At 58.0% G+C, this 16,254-nt stretch carries 29 protein-coding genes; 13 read left to right on the forward strand and 16 right to left on the reverse strand.

Annotated elements, in window-relative coordinates:
* From DBR24_RS01880 to DBR24_RS01945, 15 genes are all read right to left on the reverse strand, one after another.
* The coding region (locus DBR24_RS01880; protein WP_128613717.1) for a hypothetical protein at positions 1–722 on the reverse strand (722 nt) is incomplete at its 3' end.
* Positions 723–737: 15 nt separating this feature from the next.
* Positions 738–1,088: a hypothetical protein gene (locus tag DBR24_RS01885; protein ID WP_128613718.1), complete on the reverse strand. Its 351-nt coding sequence runs from the start codon at positions 1,086–1,088 to the stop codon at positions 738–740.
* Positions 1,085–1,414, reverse strand: coding sequence for an MFS transporter (locus DBR24_RS01890; RefSeq protein ID WP_128613719.1), 330 nt, complete (start codon positions 1,412–1,414; stop codon positions 1,085–1,087). The genes DBR24_RS01885 and DBR24_RS01890 overlap by 4 nt, the downstream gene beginning before the upstream one ends.
* A 211-nt stretch (positions 1,415–1,625) precedes the next feature.
* Complete coding sequence (locus tag DBR24_RS01895) at positions 1,626–1,979, reverse strand: antiterminator Q family protein (RefSeq protein WP_128613720.1); 354 nt, start codon at positions 1,977–1,979, stop codon at positions 1,626–1,628.
* A 2-nt stretch (positions 1,980–1,981) separates the two neighbouring features.
* Positions 1,982–2,296, reverse strand: a complete 315-nt coding sequence (locus DBR24_RS01900) for a hypothetical protein (RefSeq protein WP_128613721.1) — start codon at positions 2,294–2,296, stop codon at positions 1,982–1,984.
* A 2-nt stretch (positions 2,297–2,298) separates the two neighbouring features.
* A complete protein-coding gene (locus DBR24_RS30880) occupies positions 2,299–2,475 on the reverse strand; it encodes a hypothetical protein (protein ID WP_158277014.1) in 177 nt (58 codons plus the stop codon).
* 2 nt (positions 2,476–2,477) lie between these two features.
* Positions 2,478–3,776 carry a tyrosine-type recombinase/integrase gene (locus DBR24_RS01905; protein ID WP_371921214.1) on the reverse strand — a complete coding sequence of 433 codons (1,299 nt, stop codon included), beginning with the start codon at positions 3,774–3,776 and terminating at the stop codon, positions 2,478–2,480.
* Positions 3,755–4,099: a Lar family restriction alleviation protein gene (locus tag DBR24_RS01910; RefSeq protein ID WP_128613722.1), complete on the reverse strand. Its 345-nt coding sequence runs from the start codon at positions 4,097–4,099 to the stop codon at positions 3,755–3,757. Before DBR24_RS01910 ends, DBR24_RS01905 begins: the two co-directional genes overlap by 22 nt.
* Positions 4,096–4,527: a VRR-NUC domain-containing protein gene (locus tag DBR24_RS01915; protein ID WP_128613723.1), complete on the reverse strand. Its 432-nt coding sequence runs from the start codon at positions 4,525–4,527 to the stop codon at positions 4,096–4,098. The genes DBR24_RS01910 and DBR24_RS01915 overlap by 4 nt, the downstream gene beginning before the upstream one ends.
* Positions 4,528–4,651: 124 nt before the next feature.
* Complete coding sequence (locus DBR24_RS01920; RefSeq protein ID WP_128613724.1) at positions 4,652–4,954, reverse strand: nuclease domain-containing protein; 303 nt, start codon at positions 4,952–4,954, stop codon at positions 4,652–4,654.
* Positions 4,945–5,154, reverse strand: coding sequence for a hypothetical protein (locus DBR24_RS01925; RefSeq protein WP_128613725.1), 210 nt, complete (start codon positions 5,152–5,154; stop codon positions 4,945–4,947). The genes DBR24_RS01920 and DBR24_RS01925 overlap by 10 nt, the downstream gene beginning before the upstream one ends.
* Positions 5,147–5,830 (reverse strand): replication protein P, encoded by a 684-nt coding sequence (locus DBR24_RS01930; protein ID WP_128613726.1) that lies wholly within the window; start codon positions 5,828–5,830, stop codon positions 5,147–5,149. The genes DBR24_RS01925 and DBR24_RS01930 overlap by 8 nt, the downstream gene beginning before the upstream one ends.
* Complete coding sequence (locus tag DBR24_RS01935) at positions 5,827–6,576, reverse strand: DnaT-like ssDNA-binding domain-containing protein (protein WP_128613727.1); 750 nt, start codon at positions 6,574–6,576, stop codon at positions 5,827–5,829. The genes DBR24_RS01930 and DBR24_RS01935 overlap by 4 nt, the downstream gene beginning before the upstream one ends.
* Positions 6,576–7,277 carry a phage antirepressor KilAC domain-containing protein gene (locus DBR24_RS01940; RefSeq protein WP_128613728.1) on the reverse strand — a complete coding sequence of 234 codons (702 nt, stop codon included), beginning with the start codon at positions 7,275–7,277 and terminating at the stop codon, positions 6,576–6,578. The genes DBR24_RS01935 and DBR24_RS01940 overlap by 1 nt, the downstream gene beginning before the upstream one ends.
* 145 nt (positions 7,278–7,422) lie before the next feature.
* Entirely contained in the window at positions 7,423–7,632 is a 210-nt protein-coding gene (locus DBR24_RS01945) for a Cro/CI family transcriptional regulator (protein WP_128613729.1), read from the reverse strand.
* 90 nt (positions 7,633–7,722) lie between these two features.
* Between DBR24_RS01945 and DBR24_RS01950 the strand changes: the two genes are divergently transcribed.
* The 10 genes from DBR24_RS01950 to DBR24_RS01995 all read left to right on the forward strand — a co-directional run bounded on the left by DBR24_RS01950 (position 7,723) and on the right by DBR24_RS01995 (position 12,845).
* A complete protein-coding gene (locus tag DBR24_RS01950) occupies positions 7,723–8,457 on the forward strand; it encodes a helix-turn-helix transcriptional regulator (RefSeq protein WP_128613730.1) in 735 nt (244 codons plus the stop codon).
* A gap of 38 nt (positions 8,458–8,495) precedes the next feature.
* Entirely contained in the window at positions 8,496–9,035 is a 540-nt protein-coding gene (locus tag DBR24_RS01955) for a hypothetical protein (protein ID WP_128613731.1), read from the forward strand.
* A gap of 401 nt (positions 9,036–9,436) precedes the next feature.
* Entirely contained in the window at positions 9,437–9,829 is a 393-nt protein-coding gene (locus tag DBR24_RS01960; RefSeq protein ID WP_128613732.1) for a response regulator transcription factor, read from the forward strand.
* Positions 9,830–9,847: 18 nt separating this feature from the next.
* Positions 9,848–10,045, forward strand: coding sequence for a hypothetical protein (locus DBR24_RS01965; RefSeq protein WP_128613733.1), 198 nt, complete (start codon positions 9,848–9,850; stop codon positions 10,043–10,045).
* A gap of 71 nt (positions 10,046–10,116) precedes the next feature.
* Positions 10,117–10,554, forward strand: a complete 438-nt coding sequence (locus DBR24_RS01970; protein ID WP_128613734.1) for a tellurite resistance TerB family protein — start codon at positions 10,117–10,119, stop codon at positions 10,552–10,554.
* Complete coding sequence (locus DBR24_RS01975) at positions 10,551–10,757, forward strand: hypothetical protein (protein WP_256591240.1); 207 nt, start codon at positions 10,551–10,553, stop codon at positions 10,755–10,757. The genes DBR24_RS01970 and DBR24_RS01975 overlap by 4 nt, the downstream gene beginning before the upstream one ends.
* A gap of 505 nt (positions 10,758–11,262) precedes the next feature.
* Positions 11,263–11,625: a hypothetical protein gene (locus DBR24_RS01980; protein ID WP_128613735.1), complete on the forward strand. Its 363-nt coding sequence runs from the start codon at positions 11,263–11,265 to the stop codon at positions 11,623–11,625.
* Entirely contained in the window at positions 11,622–11,933 is a 312-nt protein-coding gene (locus tag DBR24_RS01985) for a hypothetical protein (RefSeq protein WP_128613736.1), read from the forward strand. The genes DBR24_RS01980 and DBR24_RS01985 overlap by 4 nt, the downstream gene beginning before the upstream one ends.
* 81 nt (positions 11,934–12,014) lie before the next feature.
* A complete protein-coding gene (locus DBR24_RS01990) occupies positions 12,015–12,377 on the forward strand; it encodes a hypothetical protein (RefSeq protein WP_128613737.1) in 363 nt (120 codons plus the stop codon).
* A gap of 57 nt (positions 12,378–12,434) precedes the next feature.
* Positions 12,435–12,845 carry a hypothetical protein gene (locus DBR24_RS01995; RefSeq protein ID WP_128613738.1) on the forward strand — a complete coding sequence of 137 codons (411 nt, stop codon included), beginning with the start codon at positions 12,435–12,437 and terminating at the stop codon, positions 12,843–12,845.
* Between the two features lie 2 nt (positions 12,846–12,847).
* On the opposite strand, the gene DBR24_RS02000 is transcribed toward DBR24_RS01995, so the two are convergent.
* Positions 12,848–13,354 (reverse strand): hypothetical protein, encoded by a 507-nt coding sequence (locus tag DBR24_RS02000; RefSeq protein WP_128613739.1) that lies wholly within the window; start codon positions 13,352–13,354, stop codon positions 12,848–12,850.
* Between the two features lie 99 nt (positions 13,355–13,453).
* Here DBR24_RS02000 and DBR24_RS02005 point away from each other — a divergent pair, with 99 nt between their 5' ends.
* From DBR24_RS02005 to DBR24_RS02015, 3 genes are read left to right on the forward strand one after another with little or no spacing between them, the layout of a single operon-like run.
* Positions 13,454–13,762 carry a hypothetical protein gene (locus tag DBR24_RS02005; protein WP_177490394.1) on the forward strand — a complete coding sequence of 103 codons (309 nt, stop codon included), beginning with the start codon at positions 13,454–13,456 and terminating at the stop codon, positions 13,760–13,762.
* A 4-nt stretch (positions 13,763–13,766) separates the two neighbouring features.
* Positions 13,767–14,144, forward strand: a complete 378-nt coding sequence (locus DBR24_RS02010; RefSeq protein WP_128613740.1) for a hypothetical protein — start codon at positions 13,767–13,769, stop codon at positions 14,142–14,144.
* 55 nt (positions 14,145–14,199) lie between these two features.
* Positions 14,200–16,251, forward strand: coding sequence for a DNA cytosine methyltransferase (locus tag DBR24_RS02015; RefSeq protein WP_128613741.1), 2,052 nt, complete (start codon positions 14,200–14,202; stop codon positions 16,249–16,251).
* Positions 16,252–16,254 lie beyond the last annotated feature (3 nt).

Genomic DNA, 16,254 nt, shown 5'->3' on the forward strand with positions numbered 1-16,254 from the left:
GCCTGATCCATCGCGCTGGCGAACTCTCGCTCTCGGTTCGCCTTTACGATGTTGTCTGCGATCTTGTAGAACGGAATGATCACTCGATACCCAGGCTCGCTGTCACTGAATACAAAGACGGGGCGGACTGCATCCCCGAAGGCGGTCTTCCGCTTCTCCCATATACCCTGCGTTCCATCGACATCGCCCGCGAAATACCTGTCCGCGTTGCCCTTGCGCTTACTTCGCTTACTGCCCGTGGCATTGGCCTGAACACCGCTAACGGTCTCAGCGGCGCCGAGACCGGACAGAATCTTCATGATTGTGCCGCGCGGAACGTTGCCGAACTGGTTGAGCGCTGAAGGTGCCGGTATTGCGTACTGACCCGGCTTCATGAGTCCTTTCGCGATCAGAGCTTTCTCGAAACGTTTGTGTGGTCGGCGACCACCCTTCACTGCCTGTTGAAGGTAGGTGTCCGCGGGAACGCCAGAAGTCCAAGCATCCTTGAAGAAAGTCCGAGCCTCTGGCTTGCCCTTCTTGGCGACCTGGACATAAAGGCTATTCATGGTGGTTGTGGTCGGCTGATCCAAACGCTGCCGCATGACAGATAGTTCACCTTTCTTCACCAGCACTGCCAGCCGAGTAGCCATCAGCGCATATGCAAAAGGCAGCTGTTTTGCGCCCAATGTGCGAAGCGCTTTCGACAGTTCTTCCAAATTCGCGCTTGCGGCGATGCTGACCATATATGCCTCACTGATTCAGTGGTTGCCACGATCCGCTTTGTCTGGCACATGCTGGCCTTCACAGCCAAGACAGTGCTCGCAGTTGAGCGTACGGCAAAGCCAGCCCTTCACTCGTTGCCACCAGATGACCATGAAAATATGACGCAATCCGGCCAAAGCCAGTGATACGTGCAAGGTCAGTCCCGCCGTTGTTGGCCCGAAGAAAATGTTCTGGCTGCGAGTCATAACAACAAAACCACTGATGGCGATCGCCGAATAGATCAGCTTGCCGATGACGCCATCCCGTACTCGACCGCTCAGAACACACCATGTGGCCCACAATGCAATCAAGCCGCAGGCGATGGAGTTGATCAGTTCAAAATTCATGGTGGGTTACCTCCGCCGAACCTCTGGCGGATAATCGCCCAAAGATCCGCGGCCTTGATGGCGCGATTGATCGCTGCCAGAAGTGAGCCGCCGAAGGTGCCAAGTAGAAAACCAATGCCGGCGACGATGCTCGGTTCAGTAACGCCGAGATATGCGCTGACCATGCCTGTCAGATAAAGAGAGCAAGCCACTCCAGTGACCAGGAAAATCGCCCAAGCTCGCCAGTCGGTAAGGTCTTCCTTATGCCACCAACTTGCGACAATCGCGCCAATCAAGCCCGCGATAAGCCATTCAGCTTTGTCGAACAGGCGATGCAGAAGATCCATGCGCTCGACTCCGACTGCATGACTGTATTGGCTCGGCTCCAACAGCACTCCCAGCTCGGAGCAATGGGTGTGGTGGAGCCGAAAACGAAAAAGCCCCGGCAAATGCCGAGGCTCTGTGAACTGTAGAAAGCAAAAAGCCCATCTCAGAGACGGGCTTTGCACGCGGAAAAACCGCAAAGTAACTGAAATCTATAGTTAGACCCCGGCCCTGTCAAGCAGCTTCGCGACGAAAATCCAGAGCACCGTCAATCCACGCAATACCAGCCTTCCAGAGCTGACGAGTCTTCTCTTCGCCGAAGCCCATTTTCTTGCCGACATCGATCAGAGCCTTGTCCCGGGCTGTGTAGTACCTCATCAACACATTGCCGCATTCTGGGTAGCGCTTCAGCAGGCGACCCATCAAGCCGTCAATCATCAGCGCATCATCGTCGGTGATCATCGGTGTGTGCAGCGTGTTCTCACGGGATGCACAGCACGACACGCCGGACCCCAGCACGACCCAGCGGCCCCAATGCTCCAGCAGATCCTCGGCGGTGCGCTCGGTGAAGTTCTTCGTTCTCGCCATGATCAGTCCCCCTTTATGGCCGAGCCACCAGGCCCGCGAGTGTTGGTTTGCTGGTACAGATCGGCCATGGTCAATGGCTCCCGCGGCAACGTTGCGATGTGGCGCTCATGACGGATCAGCATGCCGAGCTGAACGACCAGGTCATCCAGGGGCAGCGGCTCCAGCGTTTCGGCGTGCACCAGGCCGGACGCATGGCAACCGATGCAGTCGAGCTGATGAAACACGCCCTTGACCAACCCTTTCCCGGCACAGGATGGGCAATCGGTGAGCGGGATCTGGCGTCGCACAAAGGCGGGACCATGCGTTCTTTTATCCATTTTTAAACCTCGCCAAATACCAATACAGCCAGATGCGAAATCCATCCAATGACAATCAATGCCTGATAGGCGCCGAGCACAAACCAGAACCCAACCCAGAAGGCCGTCGGCACCTTGATCACCTGAAAGCACTTGAACCTCCAGATCAGCCTTCGAAAAAATGCCGACTTGACTGCCATTTTTAAACCTCGCCTATGGTTGATTCTCGAATGGCCTCGCGGGCCTTGTGTTCCGTGGTTTCCAGGGCATTACCGGAATCTCCTAATCTATTCCCGGTCAATCCGTGAATCCGGGCAAAACCACGCTGGTCTAGATGGGCGTGCCACTTCTCCAGGGCATCGCGTTTGCGCCCCATCACGTCCGACTGGATGTAAACCTTCACGTTGTGACCCATCGCGTGGTTGATCAGCAGCTCGCCGATAAGGTGGTCGATGCCGATGTCTGCCCATCCGGTGCGAGCCACCTTGCGCAGGTCGTGACTGGTCCACTCGCCCTTGCCAAGCCGGGTGAACACGGCGCTGGCCTGACCTTCGCTGAGTGGCTTTCCATTGCGCGCAGGGAACACGTACTGGCCTTCATACCCATTGGCGTACTGCCACTCGCGGTAACGGATCAGGATCGCGCACATCTGCTCGGTCAGTGGCAAATGATGCTCAACGCCGGTCTTTGTGTGATCGCCGGGGATGAACCACTCACGCTCGGCCAGGCTGATGTGCGGCCATTGAGTTAACCGGCTTTCACCGATGCGCGTGCCGTGGCAGAGCATCAGCAGGGCCAGCATCGCGTCACGCGGGGCAGAGACGAACACATCGGCCAATTGCTCCAGCAGTTCAGGCAGTTGCACGCCGCGCAGCCGAGACGGCTTGATCCCGACCTTGGCCTTGGAGAAGTCGCTGAACTTGATGCCGACCATGGGGTTGGAGGCGATCAGTTCCAGCTTGAAGGCTTGGCGGAAGGCCAGGGCCAGCAACTGGAACACCAGGCGCACGTAGTCAATGGACAGCGTCTCCTGCAGTGGCCACATCAACAGGCTGTCGAGGGTGGCCTTGTCGACGCTGGTCAGCGGTAGTTCACCAAGGCGCGGGATCAGGTGGCACTTGATGGCCGAGGCGCCGGTCTTCTTGCGCTTGCTCGACAGGTTGCGATCACGGGCCATGCGTTCGGCGAACCAGTCCAGCAGCTCGCCGGTTGTGATCCACTTCGACAGGTTCGAGCCTGCGCCGGCCTCCAGGCGCAGGCGAATCGCCGGCAGCGCCGAGATCACCTGTTTAGTGTTGAGGTCGGGGAAGTGACCGATGCGGTTCCACTCCCCCTTCACCACCAGGTACCACGATGCTCGATCACGGGCTTGTGTGAAGCGCAGGTACAAACCACGGTTCTCGATGTCGCGCAGGTTTCGAACGCTGGTGGCAGCCTGACGCTTGATCTCGGCATCGGTGATTTTCACCGCTGCAGTGGTCATTCCGCGGCCCTCGGCCATATGTTCAAACCTTCTTTTTCGCCGCCGTCATAGCAACTGCGAGCCCGGTTGTGTCGATCGTTCCAGCGCTCAATCGCGATCCGCATCACGTCAGCCACTTCCAGGTCGTAGATATGCTCGAACGTGCCGAGAGAGCATGTGTTGATGTTAGGGCCCTGGGCGCCGCAGTCATGACACCAGACATGCGCTTCATATGCCTCATCGAAGTCGTCTGTCTGCTTGCGCTCCTCAAATACCTCTTCCTGGGTTATCCAGTTGCGGGCAATGATGCAGGGAGGCCCTTCGCAGAACGGGCATGGATTCATTTTGATTGGCTCGATCATGCGGCCACCACTGTAGGAGCGAGTCGAAGGTAGGCGCGGATCTGCTCCATCGCGTCGAAGTGCCCGCGGCAGACGATGGCGAGATATCCCTGATCGTTCAGCTTGCGCAGACGCTCCTGCTGGTTCGCCGACACCGCCGCGTCATTCGGTGGCGTGGCCTTGAACTCGACGTACAGTCCGAAGTAGCCACCGCGAGCCATGCTGAGCACCAGATCAGGAATACCCGCCTTCACGCCCTGGGCCTTCAGCTTGGCCGCAACAGCCTTGACGCGATGGCCGCCGTTCGGAACGTGATACATCAAATCGAATGCTTCCGGGTGGCACAGCTCAAGCTCGCGCATCAGCGCGGCCTGCTCCAGCCCTTCCCTATCGACTGGCTTGGCCCGGTCGGATTTCAACTTAAACAGTTTTGGAGTGAAGGCCTTCATCCGCGATCACCACGCGCAATTCGTGCACGGCGAGTTACACGGCGGATACCCCAGAAGCAGGCTTCGCAAACGGTCAAAAGGAAGACGAGGTAAATTACGACAAGGTTGCTTTCGATAAAGGCGATCATGCAGCCCCCTTAACGGTCAGAATTCCGGCCCGGATCAGGCCTTCATGGGTTTCGGCAATGGCACGCGGCATGTCCTGCCAGTCGATGTCGCCAGCGGCGCGGCCGTCGATCACGTCATGGCAGGCGCTGCACGCGTACACCGCCACTGTGTCGAAGCCCTTCATGCCCATGCCCTTCTGCCCGCAAGGCAGATGCGCGAGTACGGTGGTTTCCGGGTTGTAGTTGCAGACACCAGGCATGCGCAGCGTGCAGTCTTGGCCGTTCGCCGAAGCTCGGAGTTTTTTCGAGGTCACGCGCATACCCGCTCCCCAGTGATGCGGTCGATCACCTCATAGGTCGAAGGCCACATCGAGTGACCAAACCGGCCGGCGGCAGCGGAATCGGCGAACAGCGCTACCGCGCGATCGGGCTTGTCGGTGAGCTCCCACTTGTAGCTGCAGCAGTGCACTGCGAAACGGTAATCAGCCGGGTCTGTGGTCACGAGATGGGGATTAGCCACGGCCACCTCCCAGCGTGGCGCGCAGCTTTGCAAGGGCGCCCAGCCCAACTTCAGGTGTCGCCTTCGCCGCGGTGCGTGGTGGCAGTGCTTTTGGCATTGGCTGAAGCGGAAGGCCAGCCAGCAGACGGCGAATGGTGATGGTGTAGTTGCGTTCGAAAAGCTTCAGGCTGAGAGACGCGTCCAGTTTGTTGAGGCTCTCGAATCCGCATTCCTTGGCCGTGTGCCACACCGCGTCATGCGACCACTTACCCTGCCCGGCCATGCCTGGGTGAGCGTTACGGCAGGCTTCCCGGTGTGCTGCGGCAAGTGGTGGCAGACCAAGCATTTCAGGGGTCGGCTTACACCACTCGATGAACTGGCCAGGGCTCGGGATGAAATCACCAGGCTGCTTGCGCACTTGTGCCATGCCGAAATCTATCTGGCCCTGAGTGCAGATGCCCTCCTCCAGAAAAGCCTGAAACCATTGGCGCTTCGAAGCCTGATAGGTTTCCTTGTCCGGCCATGCTTGGCGCCACGCCGAGCGGATGGAACGCAGCTCTTTGAACAATTCGTTGATGGCTGCCACCAACGTGCTGTGAGCCTCATTCACTACCGGAGCTGCATCCCCCGCCGCGATAAATTCACCCGACCGGGCTTTGGTCCAAAGATCCTGAGCGATCACCGAGACGGTCTTCATGACGTCACCCCGTTCGGCCAGTCAGTGTCGCTATCATCGAAATCAGAGGCAGGTGCGGCCTTCGGTTTGAACTGCGTGACGTTCGAAGCCGCTGTGCGGGCCTTGTCGTTCAGCACCCACTTGACCAGCATCTGCACCCATTCGGCCTGGGTGTTCACCTGTCCGCGAGGTTCGTAGTGAGCGGTGAATGCGCGGCGCACCTCATCGGTGAACAACGTCAACACCACCCCGGAGTGAGTTGCATAGGTCTTCAGCAGTTTGGCGTCGGGCGTCCAGTCGAGGGTCATCTCGCTTGGCATACGAGGGTCAACGGAGTCGCGCGCAGAGAGAGGTTCTTTATTCTTCTCTATATCTTCTTTAGGTAACGCACCGCTAACGATTGCAGCGTTAGCTTTTGCGTTACCTGCTTTGTGGTTTGCTACGCGCTTTGCCGTGAGAAGCCTGTTTTTAGCGGTCTTGCCGTTATGACGGTCGAAATGCGGCAGGCTGATAACACCCTCGGACTCGATCATCCAGGCGACCGATTTCATGTGTTCACAGAAACCGATAACGCCAACCAAACGATCAAGTAACTTTTTGCTAACGCTCGGAGCGTTACCGTTTTCGGTTTGTTGGTCGAACCAGCCCCAGACGCGCATCAGCTTGCCGACGACCGCGTCAGGGTCGATGTCGGCCAAGTCGGCGATCTGGCAGACCTCTGGCTTGTCCAGAGTGGTGAGTTCGAATTTGATCCAGTCGCCGGCCATTACGCGGCCTCCTGCAGAAGTTCAGCGAGGCGTGTCAGGCCTTTAGGGGTGACCATAGGGTCGAAGGCGGCGCGCTCAATACCGGTTTCGGGATCGGACTTGAGCGCAGTCACTTTGTGAGTCATGTATCCAGAGGTAATGCGGGGTTGATACGCCACCCAACGCTTGCATCCGTGCCGACGGAAAATCCACCGATGCTGCTCGAGCCAAGAGAACAATCGCGCCGGCGCAAGGCCAAGCTGCTTGGCGGCATCGGTGATGCAGATCGCGCCGCCGGCCGCAGCTAAACGAGTGATAGCGGCGACCTTGGGGGCCTGCTTCTCAATGACGCGCTGAAGCTCGCCATTCTTGTCAGCCAGGTCAGCAGCAAGCCGCAGTGCGTCAGGGAGGTTTTGCGGAATGACGACCTGTCGCGACACGTTTTCGAGTTCAGCCAAACGTGTCACGACACGATGACGAAGCGGGATGCTGTAGCCGGTCAGCAGGGTTTCCGTAAGGACGCGATCAAGGTGGAATTCGGCGGTGTAATCGCGCCCGTCCTTGATCTCACGGAGATGGCGCAGATCTGCGCCATCATCGGACAGCGCTTTGCGCATCACGCGGATGTCACGAATGACATCCTTGTGCTGCTTGCCGGTCAGATCCGCGATCTCCCGGCTCGACATGCTGACCGTATTGCTTGGAGCGACGATCGTGTTCATAATGGCCCCTCAAGTGTTGTGCGTTTTAAAGAAGCCGGTCTAGCCACCGGCTTTTTTGCGCCTGTCATTTAAGTACTGGATGAATCAACAGCTAAACGCGGAGTGCTGCCGTTGCCCGTCGATGAGCTGATAATGGGCCCAACAGTCAGGCAGCCTGGTCTGGAAGACTCGGCCTCAAATCACGAGCCAGAATCTTTCCTCCTGTAACGATCTCCGCGCGCAGTGCGACCTCGGCGGAGCAGCCGTGAAGGCCTCTGACCCAGCCGCTTACCGACCCTTGTTTAACGTTCAGGGCGGCAGCGGTCGCCGACTGCGAACCGAAATGCTCTACGAGCTTTTTGAAATTGGTGTTCATCAATATTCCGCCCAGATAAAGGGATGCCTTTATGTTAGGGAAAGGAATACCTTTTTGCAACTCTAAAGGCTGGCCTATAAATTGTCGGGCATGGAACTCAAAGACAGATTGAAACGCGCACGTAAAAACGCCGGCCTTACTCAGGTCGAGTTAGCGGAGCGCGCAGGCATCAAACAAGCCTCCGTATCGGAGATCGAGCGCGGTCTTACCAGGACCTCGGGTCACCTGATCAAGCTTGCCCAGATCTGTGGGGTTGACCCAGTCTGGCTAGCAGATGGGACCGGCTCGCCAGAAGGCAATCGCCCGCCTCACTCCAGCATCTCGCCTTCGACTATCGAATCAAACGCGGTACTACTCGGCCAATTGGATGTGTGGGACGATGACACACCGCTGGATGACGATGAGGTGTACGTGCCGTTTCTCAAGGAAGTAGAGCTGTCTGCAGGCGCGGGCATCACTGCCGTTGAACAGTCTCCCAAACAGAAGCTCAGATTTGGCAAAGCCACCTTGCGTCGTCAAGGTGTACAGCCATCAGACGCAGTGTGCGTTAGCGTATCTGGAAATAGCATGGAGCCTGTGCTTCCGCACGGGAGCACGGTTGGTGTCGACAGGGGCTGCACAAATATCACTGACGGCAAAATGTACGCGTTAGATCATGGCGGACAACTAAGGGTGAAAACTCTATATCGGTTGGCTGGCGGGGGAATCCGCATGCGGAGCTTCAACCGTGACGAGCACCCTGATGAAGAGTACACAATTCAAGATATGCTTCAGAAAGAGATCGTGGTCTTAGGCAAAGTCTTTTGGTCTTCAGCGCTTTGGTAAGTGCGACACCCACAGAACAATCCACATGGAAGATGATTATGAAGAAGATCGCAGGACTTCTGCTTCTCCTGGCCGCCAGCAGCATGGCAAGCGCTGAAACAAAAACTGTCACGGTCAGCGATTTCCAAAAGGGTTTTATCGAGACTGTGCAGGATTACTCTGCGCAGTACGAGGCGGCACCAAACGACTTGAAGAAATCGACAGTTGCAAGGAAGCGGCTTGACGCACTGTCAAAGCTTAAAGGTGACCCGAGAAAAATCAGTGGCTGGTACGGCACGATCGAGAAGCTGGGAACCAACGGCGATGGGGACGCCTTTATGACAATCAAACTCCTTGTGGACAACATCACGTTCAGCACGTGGAACAACAGCCTGTCAGATTCAGGATCCAACACGCTCATAAAGAACGGCACACCTCTCTACGATCAGATTGCAGAGATGGCCGAGGGCAACGTTGTCATGTTCTCAGGGGCTATCGGGAAGCCGAAGAATCTGACAGAGCGAGGGAAAATGACTGCTCCTGACTTCTTGTTCAAATTTTCAAAAGTTGAAAAGGTCGGCGATTCCACAACCCAGTAAGTCCTCCATCACAGACAAAAGCCCGGCTGAAGCTGGGCTTTTTTTTGCACCAGAAAAAAATGATTCAGCGCATCTGCAACTATTTTCATTTCCAAAACAAAAAATAAAGGCATACCTGTTGACGCATAATAAAGGCTGCCCTATATTTTGCCCATCGCCGGATAACAACCGGCCAGATGGAAGGCAGCGATGAACCGGCCTCAACGGTTCAGATGGGTGGCCACTACCCAAGGCGCGCAGCGTAAAGCGATCAAAAAAAGTGTTCTGGTGGGCTGAGCCGCGACCAGGTGAACAATTTGAACGAGCCCGTACCGCGCCAGTAGCGCCGAAGGGACACGGAAATTTTCACTGATGCACCTGGTTGGCCGGGTGCATTGGGAAAACAACCGGGAGTCACAACGATGGAATCCGAAATCGTCAACGGCGCATGGAAGGGTCACCTGGGACGCGGGTTGGCACCGCGAGAACTTCAGTTCCTGCTTTGGGTAGCCCTCGGGCTGACAGCAAAGGAAATCGCCCGAGAGGCGGGCATATCACCCGCCACCGTCGCGAAACGGCTCACCAACGCAATGTTCAAGCTCGGCGTCACTCGCCGCGCTGCTCTGGTCGCCGAAGCAATGCGCCGCCAGATCATTTCGCCGATGTGCTTCGTCCTGGCCACGCTGATGGCCATGAACGCCGTTAGCAACATCCAGTCGGTCGAACCGGCTCGGCGCGATCGTCGACCACCCACCGTTCGAATGGCCCAGATCCGAATCACCCGCCGCGCCGAAACACTCGAGCGTGCGGCGTAACTCACCCAAAGGAAAATCATGATCGAACTCGGGCAAAAAGCAGAAGACACGATCACCGGCTTCTACGGGGTGATCACCGCGCGCGCTCAACAGCTGGGCGGACCAGACCAGTACCGACTCCAACCACCCTGCTCGAGGAATAACAACGTGCTGCTCAAGCCTGAGTGGTTTGACGAAGGGCGTATTCGAATCCTGAAAGACCGCACTCGCGGATAGGCGGACAGCATCACTGCTGCACCTTGGCGACAGGGTGCAGCGGGATGTAACCCAACCCAGAGGAATCACCCATGTTCGGTATCGGTAAAAAGCTGTTTGGCGCCAAGCGCGCAGTCAAGAAACTGGAAAATCGTGACCTGATGCAAGCTATCGTCGGCGGCTGCCTGCTGGTTGCGGCATCGGATGGCGAGATCAGCAAGAACGAAGCGGCTCAGATCGACATCCAGATCCGCGCCAACAAAGCCCTCGAGCACTTCGGCTCCGAGATCACCAGCACCGTCAACCTGTTCACCGAACAGTTGCAGGCGGGTTTCCGTCTCGGTCGGATGAACATCCTGCGTGAGATTCGCGACATCAAAAATAACCCGGCGGACGCCGAAGAAGTCTTCGTGAACATGCTCACGGTGGCCGAAGGCGACGGCAACATCAGCCCCGAAGAGATGAAGGTCCTCGCCGAGATCGGCAATGAGCTCGGCCTGCGTCTCAAAGACTTCGGTATCGAAGCGTGAGCAAGCGGCTGCGCCAGGCCTTGATCATCCTCGGGGTGCTCTTGGTCGCAGGGCTTCTCATCAGCAGCATCATCAAGCGCGGCGTCTGCTCCTACTACGGCTACCAAACCGATCGCGAAACCAAGTACGCACCGTTCGTTGGCTGCATGGTGAAAGCGTCCGGTAACTGGGTGCTGCGTAGCGAGCTGAGAGCCATCCAGTAGGCATCACTTCTGCCCATTCACTGAGTGGGCAGCGGGATGCGGACGCCAACCCAGCAGACGCTGGACACCTGCATGCAGTAACACCAGAGAACGGCGAGCGCCCGCCAAAATGCCAACGGCGCGCACTGGAGGATGACCACCATGAAATAGACCAACGCTTCACCTTGGGTAGCGAAGAAAGCCTGCATATTCGCTCGAGAATCCATGAGCAGGCAGCGGACATCTTGGTCGACGGTGTCACCGCGCACCACCGGGCAACCGGCAGGCCTACCCCAGCGACAACGAACCGATGACGATTCAACCCCAGGCTGTCGCCAGTAGCGAGCCTGGTGGGCTTCTCACGTAGGGAGGTCTTCGTGTGAAGCAAACGAAAAAGCCCGGGTGATCTCGGGCTTTTTTTCGCCTCGCGTTTACCCGTCAGCACTCTCCCCTGCGCCCAACGGCAACCAGCAGGCGGCGCCGAGTGCTGACGGATAAACGCAAACCCATCACCGAGGGATCAGCCATGAACCAAACCATCCGCCAAAAACAAGCGATCCTGCAGGTGATGCGGGAGCGTGTCTCGATATCCACATCGGAGATGTACAAGATGATCGGTCGCGAAGAGCCAGTGCGGGCGCCGCGTTTCAACGTCATCCCCTTGGGCGGCAACAAGTTCGACGTTGTCGAGCATGACACCGGCATCTCCCGCGGCGCCCGTGACGGCCATGACATGGCCTGCGATTACGCGAAGCAACTCGAGCAGAACGCTGACTTCTTCGAAGGTGTCCGGATGACCGGCAGCCGGTTCGGGCGGACTCTCCTGCGCTGGACCATCGGATGCTCGGTGCTGCTGGTTGTGTTCGCCTACTTCGGTGCACAGCAATGATCGGCGTGCCTATGCCCGATCCGCGTGACGCGATCACCACCCAACTGAACCGGGCTCTGGATGACTTCTTCGGCTCTGGCAAACACATTCAGCAGATCCCGGCAGGCGTCAGCGCCAATGCGCCAGTGTTGGGCACCACGCCTCACGCCAAGAAGCTGCGGGCACTGCGCGATAAAGACGCGCCGAAGGTCAAGGCTCTGGCCAAGGCGGGAAAGACAGCATCCGCCACCGCGACCGCGCTCGACATGCGCATCAGCCGTGTGAAGCTGATCGCCCAGGAGAACGGCATTACGTTTGCCGAAAAATGAAGCGCATCAGCAGACAGGTGCAGCAGCGCCGCAAACAGACCTGGCTGGACTTGCCGGCCAGCGGAATTGAAGAGGTAGGCCATGGCCGAAGTACAGGAGCCGACAAAGGAAGCGATCAAGCAAAAGAAAAAGCGCGAGAAGGCAGCAGCAAAGGACGCTGCATTGGGCGTCGAGAAGTTTACGGTTGAGGTGGCCGGGGTGTTCAAGCCAGACCTCAAGCGCGTCATGGCAGCCCATGGCATCAACAACCAGCAGGACATTCACCAGCGGCTCCTGATCAACCTGATCGCCGCCGACTTCGAAACTCAGGCCAAGATGTTGCAAGGTGTCAAGACACCTATCGTCGTTACCGAAAAGGTGTCGAGACTTATTGAGGCTGCCGGAAGGAAGTCGCTCGCAGCCGATCCGCCAGAACCTGAAGACGAAATCGAAATTCCGAAATAACCCCTACCCACGCTGCGCATCCGGTCACGGAGGGCGGCGCCTGACTGGAGATAATCCATGGATCACAACTGCGCGTACGTCCGGCAGCACTATCAGGTGCCCGCCGAAATTGGCCGCCGCGTCATCGCCTATGGCAAGCCCGGCGTCATCTTGGCGGACCGGGGCCATTACATCGGCGTGGTGCTGGACGAGGACCCGAAGAAGCGGATCAGCAACTACCACCCCACCCACGAAATGCAGTACGGCGAAATGGCCGAGACGCTGCCTCTGAAAGAATGGTTGGTCCTGCCGTTCAAGCATGACTGGGATGACCTCGACTGGAACCGGGAAGCCCGCGAAGACTTGGTCAGGGTATGGGCTGCTACTCGAGGCCAAGCCAAATACAAGGCCTATGAGCGGCTTCAGGATTACTGCCACAGCATCAAGGCGATGCTCCACTTCAAAGTCCGGCGTGCCAAAGCACACTGAACCTAATGAATAGGCGGATAATTTCTAGCAACGGCTTCTAGCGCAAGAAGCAGGTGCCTTCTCAGGTATAAGCGCTTTTCTCCGTAGTAAATGGCAATGTCATCCGCGAAATCGCAACCAAGCTTCACGCCGTTGAGATTGAACGCATTAGGGGACAGGCCCGAGACAACGTTAAACGTAAACTTTCCGAGACCTTCGAAAAGATGCTCCCCACTACCAATGTGGCAAGCGGCGTTTCTGCACTCCCTGACAAGGTCGGTCACGTCGTTAATTTTGTCGGTTAGTTCGACATGCTCTGAGAATGCCACTCTCATCTCATCCTTGTTCGACTTCCCCAGCAAATCATTCAAGTTAATTAAAAGCGTTACGACGGCGGGCTCGAAAAGTGGATTTGAAATTCCTGACGATGAAAATATGCCGGAATTGAAGATTTCCTGACACTTCCGGATGGATGTCTGGATGTCGCCGCTGCGAAGCCACGCCGCAAAGCTTTGTTCTGCATCTGCCATCTACTTCTCCATTCCGGCTCCATGCCGGGCCGAACACAAATACCCCACTTCTACGAATCACGCCAGCCGGCGAGGCAGGCGTATGCCTGGAGAACTGCCATGAGCATTCCCGCAAATGCCCTGAGCGACGAAGAGTGCCTGCACTACGCCCCGATCGAACCGGCAGCTGCCGCCGAACTTACCCGGAGGCTGACTGCGCAATCAATTGATCCGCGCGCAGAGCAAGACGAGCTGCAGGAAAGCATGCGCCGCATCGAAAGCGAGGCTGAAGAGCTCGCCGACGAGCTGAGCGACCTGCAAGACAGCGTCGAAGATGCCTGCATGTGGATCAAGCGGGCGATGGATCCAGAAGACCAATCAATGACCATCAACCAGTTTATGCAGAAGGCCCTCGACTGCCTGGAGTGATCCAATGACTACTTTTGCCGTGTTTGGAATGAGTGAAAGCTGGGCTCGCGAAGAGGCCAAGGAGACCACCAGCACCCACAAGATGGATGGCGGCAAGCGTCTTGAGCGGACTATTGCTGAGTGGGAAGAAGCGGTCGAGGCAGAGGTTGCCAGGATCATGGCGAGCAAAAAGAGCGTGCGCCTATCCCCGATGTTCGACGCCCCCCAGTACGCGCAGCAGTTCATGGAAATGGCCAGGGCAAGCATCGTGTGTCGAGACCTGAAGATCAGAACGAAAGCCGCCCTCGTCGACGCGAAAAACAAGCCGATCATCAACCCTAAAACTGGCGCGCAGAAGGTCGGATTTGCCGACTGGAAACCATCTCCATCCCGCGCCGCATAACCGCAAAAGAACTCTCCTTAATACAAATAATCACGCCGGCAGGCGAGGATCCCGTATGTCCGCACAACAGAAGAAATACCCCTTCGATTTCAAAACTCAATACGGACTCGGCTTCAGCACTCAGGACGATGAGATCGTAGTCGACTTCTTCTGCGGTGGTGGCGGTGCCGGTACTGGGTTGGAGATGGGCTTGGGCCGCGCAGTGAATGTCGCGAAGAACCACAGCCCTCAGGCGATCAGCATGCACACCGTGAATCACCCGGGCGCCGTGCACTACACCACCGACGTGTTCGATGGTGATCCGGATAGAGAGTGCGGCGGCAAGGCCGTTGGCTGGTTCCACATGTCACCGGACTGCACACACCACAGCCAGGCGGCCGGAGGTCAGCCGCGCAAGCGCGAGATTCGGAACCTGTCGTGGATCGGGCTGAAGTGGGCCGGCAAGAAGAAGCCCCGCGTCATCAGCTTGGAGAACGTGAAACAGATCCTCCAGTGGGGGCCGCTGATAGCCAAGCGCTGCAAGACCACCGGGCGCGTGGTGAAACTGGGCGGCGGCGTTGCCGCACCTGGTGAAGTCGTTCCAGTCCACCAGCAGTTCCTGGTACCTGACCCGAAACGCCGCGGGCAGACATGGGCAGTGTTCGTCGCCGAGCTTCAGCGTCTTGGCTATGCCGTTGAATGGCGAGTGATCAAGGCCTGCGACTTCGGCGCGCCAACCAGCAGGGAGCGACTGTTCATGATCGCTCGCTGCGACGGCCAGCCGATTGTCTGGCCTGAGCCGACCCACGCAAAGCAGCCGGTCAAAGGGCAGCAGAAGTGGCGCACCGCCGCCGAGTGCATCGACTGGACCATCCCGAGCAAAAGCATTTTCGACCGGGCAAAGCCGCTGGCACCTGCCACTTTGCGCCGAATCGCCAAGGGAATGAAGAAGTTCGTCATTGATGCGGCTGACCCGTTCATTGTGCCGATCGCGAACTGGTCCGGGGAAAGCGTTCAGTCCGCAAACGAACCGCTGCGAACCGTGACGTCCTGGCCGCGCGGCGGATCGTTCGCCATGGCCAGTCCGATCATTGCGCCAGCAACCCATCAAGGCAGCGACCGGATCAACGATCCCCACGCCCCGTTGCCGACGGTCACCTGCGCGAATCGCGGCGAGCTGACGTTGATCAGCCCTACCCTGATTCAAACGGGCTATGGCGAGCGCGTCGGTCAGGAGCCTCGCGTGCCCGGCCTTGACCATCCTCTGGGCACAGTTGTCGCCGGTGGCGTGAAACATGCGCTCGCCGCTGCGCACCTGGTCAAGTTCCGCTTTGCGGACGAAGGCAAGGCGCTCGATGAACCGCTGCCGACCATCACCAGCGGCGGCAACTACCAGCGCCCTGCCGGTGCGGCCCACGCTATGGGTATCTCAACGGTGTTCATGGCCCAGATGAACGGCGGGTTCAACACAACCGACGCCAAGAGCGTCGACGATCCGATGACCACGGTGACGAACACCGGCAGCCAGCAGCAGCTGGTGACGGCAACACTGATCACCAACACCACCGGCCACGCAGCAACTGATCTGAAGAATCCGGTACCTACAGTCACAACCGGGCAGCACCACGCGCTTTGCTCCGCCCACCTGACTACGCTGCGGAAAAACTGCATCGGACGGGGGATGGACGAGCCGGTACCGACAATGACTGCCGGCGCCGAGCATCACGCGCTGCTGGAGTACACGCTGTCACCCGAGCACGAAGAAGGCGCGTTGCGCGTCGCGGCATTCCTGATCAGCTACTACGGCACCGAGAACATGAGCGCCGCCGATGCGCCAGCGCCAACCATCACCACCAAGGATCGACTGGGCCTGGTCACCGTGACCATCAAGGGCACGCCGTACGTGATCGTCGACATCTGCCTGCGGATGCTGCAACCGGCAGAGCTGTACAAGGCTCAGGGCTTTCCCGCCGACTACATCATCAGCCACGGCGCCGACGGTAAGCCGTTCACCAAAACTCAGCAGGTTCACATGTGCGGAAACAGCGTCAGCCCTCCGCCCATGGCTGCGTTAGCCCGCGCCAACGATCCATGGCGCGCCGCCGAACGCCAAGCCGAAGCCGCATAACCC

Origin of the sequence: Pseudomonas sp. HMWF006, from assembly GCF_003061205.1 — a bacterium.
Taxonomy (GTDB): Bacteria; Pseudomonadota; Gammaproteobacteria; order Pseudomonadales; family Pseudomonadaceae; genus Aquipseudomonas; species Aquipseudomonas monsensis.